12 protein-coding genes are annotated in these 16,215 nt (G+C 38.5%); 5 read left to right on the top strand and 7 right to left on the bottom strand.

The genetic code is table 11. The annotated features are described in order from the left end of the window. Positions 1–11 precede the first annotated feature (11 nt). On the top strand, positions 12–758 hold the full coding sequence (locus ACM40_RS11985) for a hypothetical protein (RefSeq protein WP_048503038.1): 747 nt from the start codon (positions 12–14) through the stop codon (positions 756–758). Positions 759–823: 65 nt separating this feature from the next. Here ACM40_RS11985 and ACM40_RS11980 read toward each other — a convergent pair whose 3' ends face one another. From ACM40_RS11980 to ACM40_RS11960, 5 genes are all read right to left on the bottom strand, one after another. Continuing rightward, positions 824–2,341 (bottom strand): FMN-binding glutamate synthase family protein, encoded by a 1,518-nt coding sequence (locus tag ACM40_RS11980; protein ID WP_048503037.1) that lies wholly within the window; start codon positions 2,339–2,341, stop codon positions 824–826. 51 nt (positions 2,342–2,392) lie between these two features. Then, positions 2,393–3,739, bottom strand: a complete 1,347-nt coding sequence (gene mtaB, locus ACM40_RS11975; protein WP_048503036.1) for a tRNA (N(6)-L-threonylcarbamoyladenosine(37)-C(2))-methylthiotransferase MtaB — start codon at positions 3,737–3,739, stop codon at positions 2,393–2,395. 70 nt (positions 3,740–3,809) lie between these two features. After that, complete coding sequence (locus ACM40_RS11970) at positions 3,810–4,397, bottom strand: DUF1572 domain-containing protein (protein WP_117614878.1); 588 nt, start codon at positions 4,395–4,397, stop codon at positions 3,810–3,812. Between the two features lie 94 nt (positions 4,398–4,491). Continuing rightward, entirely contained in the window at positions 4,492–6,600 is a 2,109-nt protein-coding gene (locus ACM40_RS11965) for a T9SS type B sorting domain-containing protein (protein WP_048503034.1), read from the bottom strand. 169 nt (positions 6,601–6,769) lie between these two features. Beyond that, complete coding sequence (locus ACM40_RS11960; RefSeq protein WP_048503033.1) at positions 6,770–7,567, bottom strand: hypothetical protein; 798 nt, start codon at positions 7,565–7,567, stop codon at positions 6,770–6,772. A 204-nt stretch (positions 7,568–7,771) separates the two neighbouring features. On the opposite strand from ACM40_RS11960, the gene glgP reads away from it, so the two are divergent. After that, positions 7,772–9,439, top strand: a complete 1,668-nt coding sequence (gene glgP, locus ACM40_RS11955; RefSeq protein WP_048503032.1) for an alpha-glucan family phosphorylase — start codon at positions 7,772–7,774, stop codon at positions 9,437–9,439. Between the two features lie 144 nt (positions 9,440–9,583). On the opposite strand, the gene ACM40_RS11950 is transcribed toward glgP, so the two are convergent. Both ACM40_RS11950 and ACM40_RS11945 read right to left on the bottom strand, forming a co-directional pair. Beyond that, positions 9,584–9,769, bottom strand: coding sequence for a DUF6496 domain-containing protein (locus ACM40_RS11950; protein WP_048503031.1), 186 nt, complete (start codon positions 9,767–9,769; stop codon positions 9,584–9,586). Positions 9,770–9,780: 11 nt separating this feature from the next. Further along, a complete protein-coding gene (locus ACM40_RS11945; protein ID WP_048503030.1) occupies positions 9,781–10,254 on the bottom strand; it encodes a hypothetical protein in 474 nt (157 codons plus the stop codon). Positions 10,255–10,374: 120 nt separating this feature from the next. On the opposite strand from ACM40_RS11945, the gene ACM40_RS11940 reads away from it, so the two are divergent. The 3 genes from ACM40_RS11940 to ACM40_RS11930 all read left to right on the top strand — a co-directional run bounded on the left by ACM40_RS11940 (position 10,375) and on the right by ACM40_RS11930 (position 16,188). Then, positions 10,375–12,504: a S9 family peptidase gene (locus tag ACM40_RS11940; RefSeq protein ID WP_048503029.1), complete on the top strand. Its 2,130-nt coding sequence runs from the start codon at positions 10,375–10,377 to the stop codon at positions 12,502–12,504. 141 nt (positions 12,505–12,645) lie between these two features. Further along, positions 12,646–14,301: a peptide MFS transporter gene (locus ACM40_RS11935; protein WP_048503028.1), complete on the top strand. Its 1,656-nt coding sequence runs from the start codon at positions 12,646–12,648 to the stop codon at positions 14,299–14,301. 132 nt (positions 14,302–14,433) lie between these two features. After that, positions 14,434–16,188, top strand: a complete 1,755-nt coding sequence (locus tag ACM40_RS11930; protein WP_048503027.1) for a peptide MFS transporter — start codon at positions 14,434–14,436, stop codon at positions 16,186–16,188. Positions 16,189–16,215: the final 27 nt, after the last annotated feature.

Here is a 16,215-nt window from a genome sequence, read left to right as displayed (position 1 = left end):
AGTTTTTTGAAATGAAAAAAATATTTTTATATATCCTTGCGGGATCTTTGTGTTTTTCTGCATGTAAGAAAGATGATGAAATTGAAACGTATAAAGAACCGGAAGATATTACCGTTCAGAACAGTTATGATGATCAGGCGATTAAGAAGTTCATGAACGAGAATTATCTGGACGCCCAGGGGAATATAAAAGCTTTCAGTACTACGGATACCAGTGATGATAATGAGAAGAAGCTGATAGATATGCCTTATGAAACGCTTCCATCAGGAACAATCTATATTGTCAGGGAAGGAGCACAACCCTCAGCAACTGATGCTCAAACCATCGGCCCGAAGGATATTCTTACTATGATGATGAAAGCTAATGCTCTTTTAGCCGTTAATACCGATGGAAATGTGGCTTTTGCTTCAACTCTGGCCATTACCAACACAATTAATGGCAACGGACTTCCAATCATAGATCCTATGTATTATTATGTAAAGCAGTCTGTGCTGGATGCAGCTACAACAGATGCCGCCAAGCAGAGAAGCTACTATGAAGTGGAAGGTTTCCGTGAAGCCATGCAGAAATTTAAGGCATTTAACAATCTTCCAAGTGGAAACCCATACAATCTTCAAGGTGTTATTATTGTGCCTTCAAGAGCTGCCTTTGCAAGAGATCCACATTATCCTTACAATACGCAGTATTCTCTGAGAAATTACTGTATGGTATTCAACTTCCAGGTATACGGAAGAGCAGACAGACCGGATGGACAATAATTTATATTCAATAAATAAAAAAATCCGCCTTCATCTGAAGGCGGATTTTTTATGGTCTCTGTCGATTAAGATCTTGCTTTCTGCTTTACATTTCCTAAAATATCCGGGAAATAAAGGTCTGCCAGATGGTCAAATTCATCACCTCTCATAAACATCGTAGCATCTACTTCTTCGTAAGAGCTTCTTCCTGCTGCTGCAATCAGTTCGTTACAGGTATGAAGGGTATTTTTATGAAAATGATATACTCTTTCACTTTTGTCTGTAACATCAAGTCCTTTAACCAGCATTTTATCCTGAGTGGCAACGCCTGTAGGACAGTTGTTATTGTTACATCTTAAAGCCTGAATACATCCTAAAGAAAACATGAATCCTCTTGCATTATTACACATATCCGCCCCCATGGCTATCGCTCTCAGAATATCTAAGCTTGTAAGCACTTTTCCGCTTGCAATTACTCTCAGTTTGCTTCTTAAATTATAATTATTCAATGTTCTGTTCACAAAGATCAGAGCCGGCTCCAAAGGCATCCCTACTCCATCCGAGAATTCCGGAGGTGCTGCTCCTGTTCCTCCTTCTGCCCCATCTATGGTAATAAAATCAGGATAAATTTTTAAAACATTCATCTGTACACAGATATCCTCAAATTCCCTGGTATCTCCAATACAAAGCTTGAAACCGACTGGCTTGCCTCCGGAAAGCTCTCTAAGCTGCTGGACAAATCTCAACAAACCTGCCGCATCAGAGAATGAAGAATGGGATGGCGGTGAGATTACAGTCATTCCCGGAGTGACGTGACGGATTTTTGCAATCTCAGGCGTATTCTTTACACCCGGAAGCACACCCCCATGGCCAGGCTTTGCCCCTTGGGAAAGTTTAATTTCAACCATTTTTACATTAGGCAGGATTGCATATTTTTCAAAAAGTTCCGGGTTAAATTTCCCTTCTTCATCACGGCAGCCGAAATATCCGGTTCCGATCTGCCAGCAAAGGTCACCTCCTTCCATATGATATGGAGAAATACCACCTTCACCTGTATTGTGATAGAAATTTCCTTTTTTAGCTCCTCTGTTCAGGGAAATCTGTGCCCTGTCGCTTAACGCTCCGAAGCTCATTGCCGAAATATTGAATAAAGAGGCATGGTAAGGCTGGGTACACTGCTCTCCCCCAACCCATACCCTCGGAAGCTCTTCTTTAGGTGATTTTGCATAAATGGAATGCTTGATTCCCTCATATTTTCTGTGATTAACTTCTAACTGTGTTCCGAAAGCAACGGTATCACTCAGGTTTTTTGCACGTCTGTATACTGCAGAACGCTGATTTCTCGGAAATGGCTTGCCATCTGTCTCTCTTTCGATGAAGTACTGCTGCATTTCGGGTGATATACTCTCGAAAAAGTACCTGAAGTAGCCCAACACAGGAAAATTCCTCAAAATAGCGTGTTTCGACTGGTAAGCGTTATAAACGCCCAATGCATAGATGGCAGATAAAAGGATGGGTATCCAGTAATGTGCTCTGATCAGTAACGCAACAATCCATGTTGCAATTACCAATACAATTCCCCAAGATAAAAACTTATCTCTCATGAATGTAGTATTTAAAGTTAAAATAAATTTAGTTGAAATTTTGCAAAGAGACTACGCTTTTGCTAAAAAACTTTCGAAGGATGACTGCACAGAAACCGTGCCATCTGACAGGATTTTTTCTAAATTTAGAAATTCAATCTGATTAACGGACGCAGGATCAAAATCTTTCTGGACTCTCACATAGTTTTCTGTGAAGCCATACATTTTGCCGTCTTTATTTTCGTGCTCCCAAAGAACAGGAAGCGTTTTTCCAAGCTGGGTCTGGTAAAATGCCATTTTCTTCTTTTCAGAAAGTATTCTCAGCATTTTATTTCGTTTTTTCCTTTCCGGAATAGGAACAACACCGTCCATATCGGCAGCTTCCGTGTTTTCTCTTTCAGAATAGGTAAATACGTGAAGATAGGTAATAGGAAGCTCATTCAGGAAGTTATAGGTCTCCATGAATTTTTCTTCCGTTTCACCTGGAAACCCTACAATAACATCTACTCCGATAGCTGCATCAGGCATTACCTCGCGGATCTTATTAACTCTGTCGTTGTATAACTTCGTAAGATAGCGGCGCTTCATTCTTTTCAACAGGTCATCGCATCCTGACTGTAATGGGATGTGAAAATGAGGAACAAAACTTTTGCTTCTGGAAACCAGTTCAATACTTTCGTCTTTTAATAGATTGGGCTCTATGGAAGAAATACGGATTCTTTCAATTCCATCAACTTTATCAAGTTCCGAAATTAAATCCAGGAAAGTATGTTCGTGTTTTTTGTTACCAAATTCACCTTTACCGTAATCACCGATATTTACACCGGTAAGAACAATTTCTTTGATATCTCTCCCGGCAATTTCCCTGGCATTTTTGATTACATTTTCGATGGTGTCTGAACGGGAAATCCCTCTCGCCAGCGGAATCGTGCAGTAGGTACATTTGTAATCGCATCCGTCCTGTACTTTAAGGAAAGCTCTGGTTCTGTCACCAATGGAATAACTTCCGATAAAGAAATCGGTTTCTTCAATTTCGCATGAATGAACTACTCCTTCACTTTCAGATTTTTCCAGATCATCAAGATAGCTCAGGATATTGAACTTTTCTTTGGCTCCCAGAACGAGATCCACTCCTTCAATCTGCGAAATTTCTTCGGGTTTCAGCTGGGCATAGCATCCTACGATAACTACCAGTCCTTCTGGATTGGCTTTCATGGCACGCTTCACATGAAGTTTACACTCACGGTCTGCGTTTTCAGTTACTGAACAGGTATTGATCACATAAACATCTGCTTTGTCATCGAAACCTACCTTATCATAACCTGCATCTGTTAATTGACGGGCAATAGTAGATGTTTCCGCAAAATTTAATTTGCAGCCGAGGGTATGAAATGCGGCAGTTCCGTGAAAAGTAGACATTTATTTACTCCTGAATTTTATGGGTGCAAAGATAGTAATTTAAATAATAATTCAGAATTGATTCAGTCTATTATTTATATTCATCCCTTACTTCCGGACTGTTCTGAAAGCATATCGGTGATGAATTACCAGGTTCTTCCGGCTTAGAAAATTGTTCTTTCATTACAGCATTAAACTCCTGAGACTTGTTTCTTGCAATAGAAAGTGTTTTCCACTCCTCATTTTTGAGCATTTTTGCAATAGAAACGATTTGCCCGATATGATAAGGATAATGGGCTACTTGCCGTACAATTGCATCTAAAACAGTATGGGCTTCCCTTCTTATATAAATTGTAGAATATAGGTTTTCATCCTGTACCTGCTCCAAGGCATTAAAAAGACATTCCCAGCCTTTCTCCCAATACTCTATAACTTCTTGTTTGGTTTTAAAAGTATTCACAAATTCATCATCCCTATTTCGCCAGGGCTTTTCACCGTCCTCCGTTAGAAAATTGGTCCATCTGGAAAGCATGTTCCCGGCAATATGCTTCATAATTACCGCAATGGAGTTACTTTCCTCATTATACTGCCAGAAGATCTGCTCATCAGAAAGCTGCTCAAATGATTTATCCCCCAGAGACTTATAATACTTAAAGCGTTTTACAAAAAGTTCTTTCATATTTTTCATTTTGTACGACTAAAATAAGGGTATTTTAACAACAAAACCACTTCTTTCGAAATGGTTCTGTCTATATAGTTTATTATTAAAAAGCTTAATCCCTGTTTTTAACAACGATCCATCCTGAATACTTGATCGGAGTGTTCAGCTTATCATTTTCATTCCAGCTTACGGAATACCAGTAATTTCCTGTAGGTACTTTCAATCCGCCTCTGCTGGTGCCTTCCCACTTATAGCCGCTAAACTTATCCATCTGGAAGATCATGTTACCATAGCGGTCAAAAATATTCATTACAAAATTTTTCTTATTGGCTAGTGCAGAATAATCAATAAAGTCATTGTAGCCGTCACCATTTGGAGTAATTACATTCACCAGATTAGGAACCACAATACTGATATCTATAGGATCACAATCATAAGAATCTTTTACAAATATCGTCGCGTCTCCTCTTTTGACATTATTAAATTCATTGGAATCCTGCCAATTAATATTATCCATCGAATATTTATAAGGTGGCGTACCTCCTATTACAAATACCGTAACGGTAGTATTTGAAATTTCAATACTGGAAACAACCGGTTGTTCCGAAGGATATACTTTTACGTTCTGAACTACGGTACAGTCACCTGTTTTAAGTTTCACCCAATAGGTTCCTACACCTACATTTGTGATGGCTTGGGTGGTAGCTCCTGTACTCCACTCATAGCTATTGAATCCCGGTCCGGCATCCAGGGTCGTCCTGTCTTCTACACAGATAATCTTATCCTTTAGAACAGTGGAGTAAACCGGAGGAATAACCACCAGTGTAATTTTAGCAATATTATAACATCCCTGTGCATTGGAAACTCTTACATAAACAACGCCGTCAGGAGCAGTATAAGGTGAAGGGATTACAATTTCATTGGTTTGATTGACCGCATCTGCCGCTGAAGGGTAATATTTCTTCCCTGCACCAGTTTGTGTAGTGACGGACGCTACCGTAAGATTAAAAGATCCTAAGGAAGGAGTACCTTCAATAGCACAGGATCTTAATGTAGTATCATTTACGACAACAACGGGATAGAATTTCAGTGTAATTTGTGCGACAGCGGTACATCCGAATGTAGAAATCACTTTTACATAGATCGTTGCTTCAGCAGAAGTGAATGCCGATGGGTTTGTGATTTCATTGATTCCTGCGTTCAGATCTGAAAGCGTGTTGTAATATTTTTTGATTACCGTTGGATCTGCAATAACATCGGCTGTTGTCAGGTCAAATACTGCTGTTCCAGCATTATTGTTGTTACATTGGGTCAGTATTGCATTTTTTGCGGTAATTTTACCATCCCTGAATTTAAATGTTCCAATCTGTTTACATTGATTGAGCGGACTGTTTGGATTGGTAGGATCGGTATAGCTGATACTGTAATAATAAACAGAAGTTGTATTGACGGTTGTAGGAACAGTGATCGCATTATTTCCTGTCAATGCATCATTCTGGCTCATATGATAGCTTACGCTAAAATGGGGGTTCCCGTTTAAGATTCCTGCAGAAAGGGTAGAAAAATCAAATACGGCAGGATTTGTACAGATAATTACCTCTTTCGGATCTGCCGGATTAGCAGCAGGAACTCCCGGCGGAATGAATGGGTTCGGCTGTAAAGCAGGATCTGTAAACGGAGAAGCTAATGTTGCAGTTCCGCCCCATGTCAGAGAAAACGGGGCAGTTGTGCTGCTGGTACTGCTCACCCAGTTGTCAATAAACAAATAATAGGTTTGTCCGGGTAAAACATCCATATACTTACAGTAAGGGGTAAGTGAACCTCCTAAAGCATTGGTTATCGTACTTGTCATATTTAATCCTGTAGCTGGTCCGGGACCTATAACTGTTGCAGCGTTGCAGCGTATGGGTGCTCCTAAAGCCCCACAGTTTACATTGGGGCCGAAAATAGCCCAGTCATAGTCGGCATCCGGATTATTAGGAACAAGATCGAAGGTGAGTGTTCCACCGATAGCAATCGTAATTTTATACCAGATCGAATTGTGCTCGCCGGTCGCATCAATACAGCTTCCTGAATTAACCAGCTCTCTGATGTTACCATAACCGGTCGGACTATAGGTAATATTGGAATTCCCACAGACTGCAAGAGCCGTCGAACAATCTGCCTGTGCAAAAAACATCTGCGAAATACCGAAAAAAATAAGAAGTAAAAGTTTTTTCATAGATATATAGTTTTTAGTAAATGACTTGAAAATCACGTGGTACGTGCTGATTTACAACACGTACATCAAATATACCTATAATTTAATCACAAACAATAGAATTTTAAAAATATTGAATTATTACAAATAAAAACTCATAATAATTATGATATCAAACGATAAACATCAACTATTTTATACTTGTAATATTTCCACACAGGTTTTCCAGATGAAAAATTTTATGAAAAGGACTCTTCACCTGCTGGAGGTGCTCTTTGTCCTGGATAAACGTATATCTGGACGCAATAGAATTCATATCGGAAACAATCACCAGCCAGCACTCATCCACAGAAGTATCATAATAAGGGAACTTTTCGTTTTTCTTATCGATAAGCTCAAGGATTTTCTCAGAACAAAGCTCATCGAAAAGATTCATGCTGTATTCATGGGTAATGAAAACATTCCTTCGGTGAAAAGATTTCCTCATCCCTTTTACACAGCCCACCGGCTTATTTTTTTTGATGCTTTTACAAATACTCAGGATATTTTCTTCCTGCTGTTCTATATTGTCAAATTTAATATTCGGATAAAATTCTAAAAAATAAACACCACGATACTTCGCGGTGTCTTCCTGTTCTAATAATATTTCTGCCTGGCGGAACATTTTATTTAAAGTGCTTTCCACCTTTTTCATTTCCAGATGGTTGATCACTTCGGTCAGTTCTATGCCAATTTTCTTGTCGTTGAGTTTTGCGATAAAGTCAGGACTTTCGCAGGTAAGATCTTCAAATTTCACTTCGGGGAAGTGGTGCATAAATGAATTAAGCAGCAGAATCTCAGATTTCTTTCTATACTTTTCGCGGTCGTGAAGAAGAGATTCGTCTATTTTACGGTGATATTTCTCTATCGGCTTTTTTTTCAAATGCCGGTTCATATAGTATAGGCTCAGATTCTTTATTAAATCTTCATCAGAAAATGTCTTTTTCATAGGTGATTTTTTTATGTGACCAAAGAACACATGCCATATTGGTTTTCACCGTTAGAAGTTTTTGATTTTCAAAAATTTACCTAATAAAGGTAAGTAAAAAAACTATTCACAGGATACTTTTAAATTAATTTATCAAATAATTAATGTAAAGTTTATTTTCATAATCAATACCTTTAGCGTTCAAATTATAAAACTGTGACTTATATGGATTTTAAAAACTTTAAAATACCTTACAACGTTAATCCACAATATTCTAAAAAAACCGTCTATTTTTCGATGGAATTTGCCATTGAACAGGTTTTAAAAATATATTCGGGAGGCTTGGGATTCCTCGCAGGATCTCATATGAGAAGTGCTTATAACCTGAAACAGGATCTTATCGGGATCGGAATTCTATGGAAATTCGGTTATTACGACCAGGCAAGAAACCATGACCAGACCCTGCAGCCGGTATGGACGAGAAAAATGTACAGCTTTCTTGAAGATACAGGAATAAAATTCCAGATCGAGATCCACAGCGCACCGGTGTGGGTAAAAGTCTGGTACCTTGACCCTGAAATTTTCAATACGGCACCAATGTTTTTTCTTTCTACAGACGTTCCGGAAAACGATCATGTTTCCAAAACCATCTGCCACAAGCTTTATGACGCCAACGAGTCTACAAAACTGGCCCAGTATATTTTATTAGGAAAGGGAGGGGCCAAATTATTGGACGAGATGAACACAGAAAGAGAGGTCTATCATCTGAATGAGGCACATGGCCTTCCCGCAGCCTTTTACCTTCTGAAAAAGTACAACGGTGATCTGAACAGAGTGAAAGAAAAACTGGTTTTCACCACCCATACCCCGGAAGAAGCAGGAAATGAAAAGCATAACCTGAAACTGTGCTACGATATGTCTTATTTCTCAGGCTTCAGCATGGAAGATGTGAAAAGCATTGAAGGATCGGAAGATGACCGTTTCAATCACTCATTGTGTGCTTTGAAAATGGCACGGATGGCAAACGGCGTATCCAAGCTGCACGGTGTGGTATCAAGGGCTATGTGGAGCAAATATCCGGGAATCTGCGAAATTACTTCCATCACCAATGCCCAGGAATTTAAATACTGGGCGGATAAACCTCTGTACAATGCCAAAGACGAAAATGACGAAACAGTTTTCGATTATCGCAAAAAGCATTTGAAGAAAAGGCTATTCACGATTGTTGCAGACCAAACCGGAAACCTTTTCAATCCAAATATTTTCACCATCGTCTGGGCAAGAAGGTTTGCCGGGTACAAACGGGCTGAATTACTGCTTCACGACAAGGAAAGATTCTACAAATTACTAAACAACCCTAAATATCCGGTTCAGATCATCTGGTCAGGGAAACCCTATCCGATGGACTACTCTGCTATTTCTACCTTTAACACACTGGTGGAAGAAAGCAAGAATCATAAAAACATGGCTGTTCTTACGGGTTATGAACTTTCTTTAAGTAAATCTTTGAAACAAGGCTCGGATCTATGGCTTAATAACCCAAGAGTGCCGAGAGAAGCTTCGGGAACTTCGGGAATGACAGCTGCCATGAACGGATCTGTTAATCTTTCTACCGATGACGGATGGATTCCTGAATTTGCCAAACCGGGAGAAAATTCGTTTGTAGTCCCGAAAGCTGATTATTTGAATATGAGCATCTACGAACAGGATACTTATGACCTGAATAAGCTGTATGAAATTCTTGAAAACGAAATTCTTCCTACCTACTACGATCACCCGGATAAGTGGAGAAAAATCCAGTATACCGCTATGGATGATGTTCAGGAACATTTTAACAGCGATAGAATGGCAGATGAATATTACAGGATATTGTATAACGGGCAAAAAGGCTAAAAAAGCAGATAAGCAAATGGGCATGTGAATCTGAATGGCAAGAGAAGTTTTTTAACTGTTTTCGCAATTCAGCCTTTTTGCCTTCTTAGCCCTTCAAAATAAAAATTCCGTGAATTTTTTTTTCACGGAATTTTTATTTTGAATTTAATCCTTTTTCTTATTCGGTACCTTCAGCCCTTTCTCCCTGGCTTCGGAAATACCTATGGCTACTGCCTGTTTTTTACTGGTCGCTTTTTTTCCTGAAGAGGATTTCAGCTTCCCCTCTTTAAATTCGTGCATGACCTTTCCTACTTTGTCCTGAGCTTTTTCTGAATATTTAGTCTTGCTCATGATAAAAAATTTTAAGGTTTTGGCAGGGATACCCCTAGTTCATATACTTCAGCGTGCTTCAAATATTTTGAGCGTTCTCTGGAAGTTACCGATTCAAAATGATCATTTTTGATCACAATAATCGGATCTTCTGCATTCTCAATCTCGAAATTGGCCAGATACCTTTCGTCCGGTGCATCCTGGCGTATTTTTGCCTTTATTTTCTGTAATTCATCTGCGTATTTTCTGAATCCGGGATCAGAAGAATGGATAAATTTATATTCTTCTCCGGCATATACATAGTAATGAAGTTTTTTTTCAATTAGTCCCGCTTCATGGGTAATCTGCGGATTATCATTTCCATCTTTAAAACCTACCTCTACTAAAGTTCCTCCTTTTTTGTTTGCACATTCTTCCGCATCTTTGAAACTTGAAAATCCAGTATAAACAATCTGATCAGCTAAAACATAGCGGTTCAGTTTCTGGTTGTATGCATTCGTTTCCATAATTATTATTTTAATTTGATATATCGTTATATATTCAATTTTTTTGCCAAAACCCGTGGAAAAAAAGCTTTTTTGTCCATTTAATAAAATTATTATCTTTGAGATCCATTAAAATTAGAAATGAAAAAACTACTCTTAACTCTTACTGTAGCCGTAGCATTCCATAATGTATCTGCACAGGAAATTACTTTAGATAAAATATACTCAGGATATTACCGTGGAAAAGGCATTGCCGGTATTACATCCATGAAAAACGGAGAAAATTATCTGGTCATTGAGCCGGCCGGAATCGCAAAGTATTCTTACAAAACTTCACAAAAAGAAGGAAATATTGTAGACGGTAAGTTTGAAAGCTATGAATTTTCCGATGATGAGTCGAAAATTCTTCTTTTAACCGAAAGCCAGCCTATTTACAGGCGTTCTTTTCTTGGAAAATTTGATGTAAAAGATTTAAAATCGGGTAAAACCATCAGCCTGAATGAAGGCAAAACAGTTCAGGAACCCAGATTTTCTCCTGATGCCACGAAAGTAGCATTTATCTCTGAAAATAATTTATTTTACCAGGATCTCGGTACCGGAAAAATCACCCAGATTACTAATGACGGTAAGAAAAATTCCATTATCAACGGGCTTGCAGACTGGGTATATGAAGAGGAATTCGGGCATGCAAGACAATATGAATGGACAAAAAATTCAGATGCCATTGTATTTGTAAAATCCGATGAGAGCCAGGTTCCGGAAATCTATATCCCGATCTATGGAAAGACGCTTTATCCGAAGGAAATGCGTTACAAATATCCTAAGGCAGGAGAAAAAAACTCTATCGTTTCTGCACAGCTCTACCGTCTTGATACGGGAAAAACAATGCCGATCAACCTGAGTTCTTTCAAAAATTATTATATCCCGAACGTTATCCAGACTGCAAAACCTGACGAAATGGTTCTGGTGACCTCTGAAAGAATTCAGAATGCTTCCGATATTTTAAAGGTGAATACCAAAACCGGAGCCGTTCAGAAACTGTTTACAGAAACGGATGAGAAATGGATCGATACAGACAGCCCTACCCTGGAGTTCCTTGAGGATGATTCTTTCCTTTGGGCTTCTGAAAGAGACGGAAACCGCCATCTGTACTGGTATGACAAAGATGGGAAGCTTAAAAAGCAGATTACTAAAGGGAATTGGGAAGTAACCGATTATTACGGATTCAATCCGAAATCTAAGGAAATTTATGTTCAAACCACTGAAAAAGGAAGCATTAACAAGGTAGTTTCCAAAGTAAATATTGAAAACGGAAAATCCCAGCTTATTTCAAATGCGGAAGGTAACAACTCTGCCAACTTCAGCAAAAACTACAATTATTTCATCGAAACTTCTTCTACCGCTGCAAGACCTTACACTTTTGTTTTAAAGGACGGAAACGGTAAAGCAGTAAAAGAGCTTCAGAACAATAATGAACAGCTCCAGAAATTAAAAGCTGATAATTTTGTAGATAAAGAATTCATCACCATTCCAAATGGCGCCGGTGACCAGATGAATGCATGGATCATGAAGCCTAAAAACTTTGACCCGAATAAAAAATATCCGCTGTTTATGTATCAGTATTCAGGACCGGGATCTCAGCAGGTTGCCAATTCATGGGACAATGGAAATGCTATATGGTTTAATCATCTGGTGCAGAAAGGTTATATCGTTGCCTGTGTAGATGGCCGTGGAACAGGGTATAAAGGAGCTAAATTCAAGAAGGTTACCTACCTGAATATGGGTAAATATGAAATTGAAGATCAGATTACTGCAGCAAAATGGTTCGGAAGCCAGTCCTATATTGACAAAACAAGAATCGGAATGTTCGGATGGAGCTACGGAGGTTATATGACCAGTCTGGCTATGACCAAAGGTGCAGATGTTTTTAAGGCAGGAATTGCAGTAGCACCGGTTACCAACTGGAGATATTATGATTCCGTATACACAGAAAGATTCATGAGAACCCCTCAGGAAAACGCTGACGGATATGATAAAAATTCTCCAACAGAGTATGCTAACTTATTAAAAGGCAAATTCTTACTGATCCACGGAACTGCTGATGATAACGTACATTTCCAGAACTCTATGGAATTCTCTGAGGCTTTGATCCAAAACAAAAAACAGTTTGAATTTATGGCTTATCCGGATAAAAACCACAGTATTTATGGAGGGCAGACAAGACCGCAGCTGTATCAGAAAATGACGGATTTTATCTTGAATAATTTATAATTTCTTCTAAACAAATTTTCAAAACCTCTCAATTACTTTGAGAGGTTTTGTATTTATTTTATTAATCATTTTCATAAAATATTATTTATTTTATCAATTAAAATTAAAAACCTATTTTTGAGAAATTTGAAAATTGATTATATGAAGACTAAACATCCTAAAGGCCTGCCCTTCCTCTTTTTCACAGAAATGTGGGAGCGTTTCGGGTATTATCTGATTCTTGGAATCTTTGTTCTTTATGTCATTGAGCCTACTGGACTGAAAGGAGGACTTGGACTTCCGGACAAAACTGCTGATGATATTTTCGGAACTTACATAGCTTTAACTTACCTGACCCCTTTCCTTGGAGGCTTTTTGGCAGACAGGGTTTTAGGGTATATCAAATCTATTTATTTGGGAGGAATACTGATGGCAGCCGGTTATATAGGAATGGGCGTTTTCAAGGAGCTTCCTCTTTTTTACGGTTCCCTGGCATTAATCATTATTGGAAACGGTTTCTTTAAACCTACCATTTCCACCCTTTTAGGAAACCTTTATTCAGAAGAACCTTATAAAGCCAATAAAGACTCCGGTTATAATATTTTCTACATGGGGATCAATATCGGGGCCTTTATCTGTAATATTATTGCAGCTTTCATGCGTAATAAATTCGGATGGGGAGAAGCCTTCATTACCGCAGGAGTGGGTATGCTAATTGGAATGGTTATTTTTACCATCGGAAGAAAACACTATATCCATGCTGCACAGATGAAACCTGTACAGGAAGGTGATACAAAACTTTCTGAAATTTTAATTAAGGTTTTCGTCCCTGCCATTGCAGTTGGGGTCATAGGATGGTTCATCCCGGGAAATATTTTTGGAAGTGACAGTACGGACGCCTTTATTTTTGCCTGTGTTCCTGTGATTTATTTTTATGCTTCCCTTTACTTTAAGGCAAAGCCGGAAGAGAAACCGTCAATCGGAGCCCTTCTTTCTGTGTTTCTGATCAGTATGTTCTTCTGGGCAGTTTTCAAGCAGAATGGTACAGCTCTTACAAGATGGGCCAATTATTATACGGACAGAAGTGTTCCCGCTTCTTTGGAAAAACCTCTTGAGAACATTTATATGGTAGAAGGAAAGAGTTACGAAGACAAGGAAGTTCCTGTCTACGATAACCAGTTTCAGTCTCAGAAAGATAAAGACGGAAATACCATTAAAGAAAACGGGAAAGATGTATACTTCAAAAATATCTCCGCTGAACAGCGCGCTACTTTAGAAAAGAATCCGGAAACTAAGGTCTATTTATATAATACGGAATTATTTCAGTCTATCAATCCTTTCTGGGTAATTGCTTTAACACCCGTTATTGTAGGATTCTGGGCTTTATTAAGAAGAAAAGGAAAAGAACCTCTAACGCCTACCAAAATTGTATTGGGATTATTTATCTCCGGATTATCATGCCTTGTGATGGTTCTTGCTGTTATGGCCGGGGATAATGGGGCTGTAAAAGTTTCACCATTATGGCTGGTTGCTGGTTATGGAGTCATTACAATCGGGGAACTATGCCTTTCACCTATGGGGCTCTCTTTTGTGTCCAAACTTTCACCGGCAAGAATTACAGCTTTGATGATGGGAGGTTTCTTTCTTGCCAACTCGGTAGGAAATAAGCTATCAGGAATCCTTGCCAGTACCTGGTACAGCTATGACAACAAAATGAATTACTTCCTTGTTAATTTTGCTTTGTTAATATTTGCTACACTTTTAGGACTGTCTATGTTAAAAAGACTAAACAGGATCATGAAGGAAAAAGGGCATTAATCCTTATTTATCATAAAGAATATCAAGCTGTAGAATGATTCTGCAGCTTTTTTATTTAAATATAAAATTAAAACCTTGCCAAAAACCCAAAAAAAACTATATTTGTCAGTCTTAACAAAAATTAACAATAGAATGGATAATACTGAAGCATTAAGTCCGAAACCGGATGAATTTGTAGAGAACAAGAACTCAAGGCATCCGAAAGGATTGTGGGTTCTTTTCGGAACAGAAATGTGGGAGCGTTTCAACTTTTATGGGATGAGAGCACTTTTAACGCTCTTTATGGTAAATTCCTTATTGATAAAAGAAGCGGATGCGGCAATCATTTACGGTGGATTTTTAGCTTTATGTTATTTAACACCTCTTTTAGGAGGTTTTATTGCAGATAAATATATCGGAAACAGAAATGCCATCTTAATCGGTGGATCTTTAATGGCTATTGGTCAGTTTCTATTGTTTATCAGTGCTTCTACTTTCTCTGCCGATCTTGGCAGCTCTAAAATGATTATGTGGCTGGCTTTATTCGTTATTATCTTCGGTAATGGATTTTTCAAACCCAATATTTCCTCAATGGTGGGAAGCCTTTACCCTAAGCAGGAAAAATCTAAATTAGATTCTGCTTTCACCATTTTTTATATGGGGATCAACATTGGAGCATTCCTGGGACAATTTATCTGTCCGTACGTAGGAGATGTGAAAGATGCTGCTACCGGAGTAAGAGATATTTTTGCGTTCAAATGGGGCTTCTTAGCAGCTTCAATTGCAATGATCATCGGAACAGTAACATTCTTTATCCTTAAAAACAAATATGTGGTAACGCCGGAAGGAAGACCTATCGGTGGATTACCCAAAAACAATACAAGTGCAGATTTTGAAGAAGGGGAAACTCAGACTGCAAAATTCTCAGGAGCTTCTTTAGGTATTACCGGAGTTATATTTGTTGTTTTATTCTTCGCTTTCAGATATTTACTGGTAGGAGAATTTGGATTTAACTCTGTAGAAATGGGGCAGATGATCAAAGGAATTATTTATCCTTTCATTTATGCGGCCGGTATTTCCCTGGCATTCCTGATCATGACTTCTGCTGAAAACAAAATAGAAAGACAGAGAATCTGGGTAATTTATATTGTATCCTTCTTTATTATTTTCTTCTGGGCAGCTTTCGAACAGGCAGGATCTTCATTAACGTTTATTGCGGATAACCAAACCGACAGAAACATCTTCGGCTGGAATATGCCACCTTCAATGGTTCAGATCTTTAATGGTATTTTCGTAGTACTGTTAGCGGTTCCATTCAGTTTAACATGGGATAAACTAAGAGCAAAAGGAAAAGAGCCGGTATCTCCTTTCAAACAGGCAATGGGTCTTGCATTAATAGCTCTTTCTTACTTCATCATTGCACACAATGTAAAAGATCTTGGAAATTCAGGATTATTAGCTATCAAATGGTTAATGCTCCTATACTTCATCCAGACTTGTGGTGAGCTTTGCTTATCTCCAATTGGTCTTTCGTTGGTTGGTAAACTGGCTCCAAAAAGATTTGCATCCCTGTTATATGGTGTTTTCTTCATTTCCAATGCTGCAGGTTACGCCCTGGCAGGTTCATTGGGAGCTCTTATCCCTGCAACAGGTGATAAGTTTAAGAAAGCAGAAGAAATCGGAGTTAATCTTCAGGATGTCTTAGATAAAAAAGTAACGCTTACTGCTGATCAGGCAGCGGCATTTGAGAAAGCTCAGTTGCCAATGCACAATCCTACATTTGCAGGATTTGAGATCCACAACCTATTTGAATTCTTTATGGTATTCGTAGTGCTTTGTGGTATTGCAGCTGTAATTTTAGCATTCCTTTCTCCAATCTTAAAGAAAATGATGCACGGTGTGAAATAACCGTATCAATAAATATAATAAAACCTC

Origin of the sequence: Chryseobacterium sp. BLS98 (assembly GCF_001045445.1) — a bacterium.
GTDB lineage: Bacteria > Bacteroidota > Bacteroidia > Flavobacteriales > Weeksellaceae > Chryseobacterium.
The sequence above is the reverse complement of the archived record's forward strand: the minus strand, read 5'-3'. Positions and strand labels throughout refer to the sequence as shown.

Bases quoted from the DNA above. Each gene is read 5' to 3' on its own strand.
- ACM40_RS11965 (WP_048503034.1), bottom strand. From the start codon at position 6,600: ATGAAAAAACTTTTACTTCTTATTTTTTTCGGTATTTCGCAGATGTTT.
- ACM40_RS11940 (WP_048503029.1), top strand. From the start codon at position 10,375: ATGAAAAAACTACTCTTAACTCTTACTGTAGCCGTAGCATTCCATAAT.
- ACM40_RS11970 (WP_117614878.1), bottom strand. From the start codon at position 4,397: ATGAAAGAACTTTTTGTAAAACGCTTTAAGTATTATAAGTCTCTGGGG.
- ACM40_RS11985 (WP_048503038.1), top strand. From the start codon at position 12: ATGAAAAAAATATTTTTATATATCCTTGCGGGATCTTTGTGTTTTTCT.
- glgP (WP_048503032.1), top strand. From the start codon at position 7,772: ATGGATTTTAAAAACTTTAAAATACCTTACAACGTTAATCCACAATAT.
- mtaB (WP_048503036.1), bottom strand. From the start codon at position 3,739: ATGTCTACTTTTCACGGAACTGCCGCATTTCATACCCTCGGCTGCAAA.
- ACM40_RS11950 (WP_048503031.1), bottom strand. From the start codon at position 9,769: ATGAGCAAGACTAAATATTCAGAAAAAGCTCAGGACAAAGTAGGAAAG.
- ACM40_RS11935 (WP_048503028.1), top strand. From the start codon at position 12,646: ATGAAGACTAAACATCCTAAAGGCCTGCCCTTCCTCTTTTTCACAGAA.
- ACM40_RS11960 (WP_048503033.1), bottom strand. From the start codon at position 7,567: ATGAAAAAGACATTTTCTGATGAAGATTTAATAAAGAATCTGAGCCTA.
- ACM40_RS11980 (WP_048503037.1), bottom strand. From the start codon at position 2,341: ATGAGAGATAAGTTTTTATCTTGGGGAATTGTATTGGTAATTGCAACA.
- ACM40_RS11930 (WP_048503027.1), top strand. From the start codon at position 14,434: ATGGATAATACTGAAGCATTAAGTCCGAAACCGGATGAATTTGTAGAG.
- ACM40_RS11945 (WP_048503030.1), bottom strand. From the start codon at position 10,254: ATGGAAACGAATGCATACAACCAGAAACTGAACCGCTATGTTTTAGCT.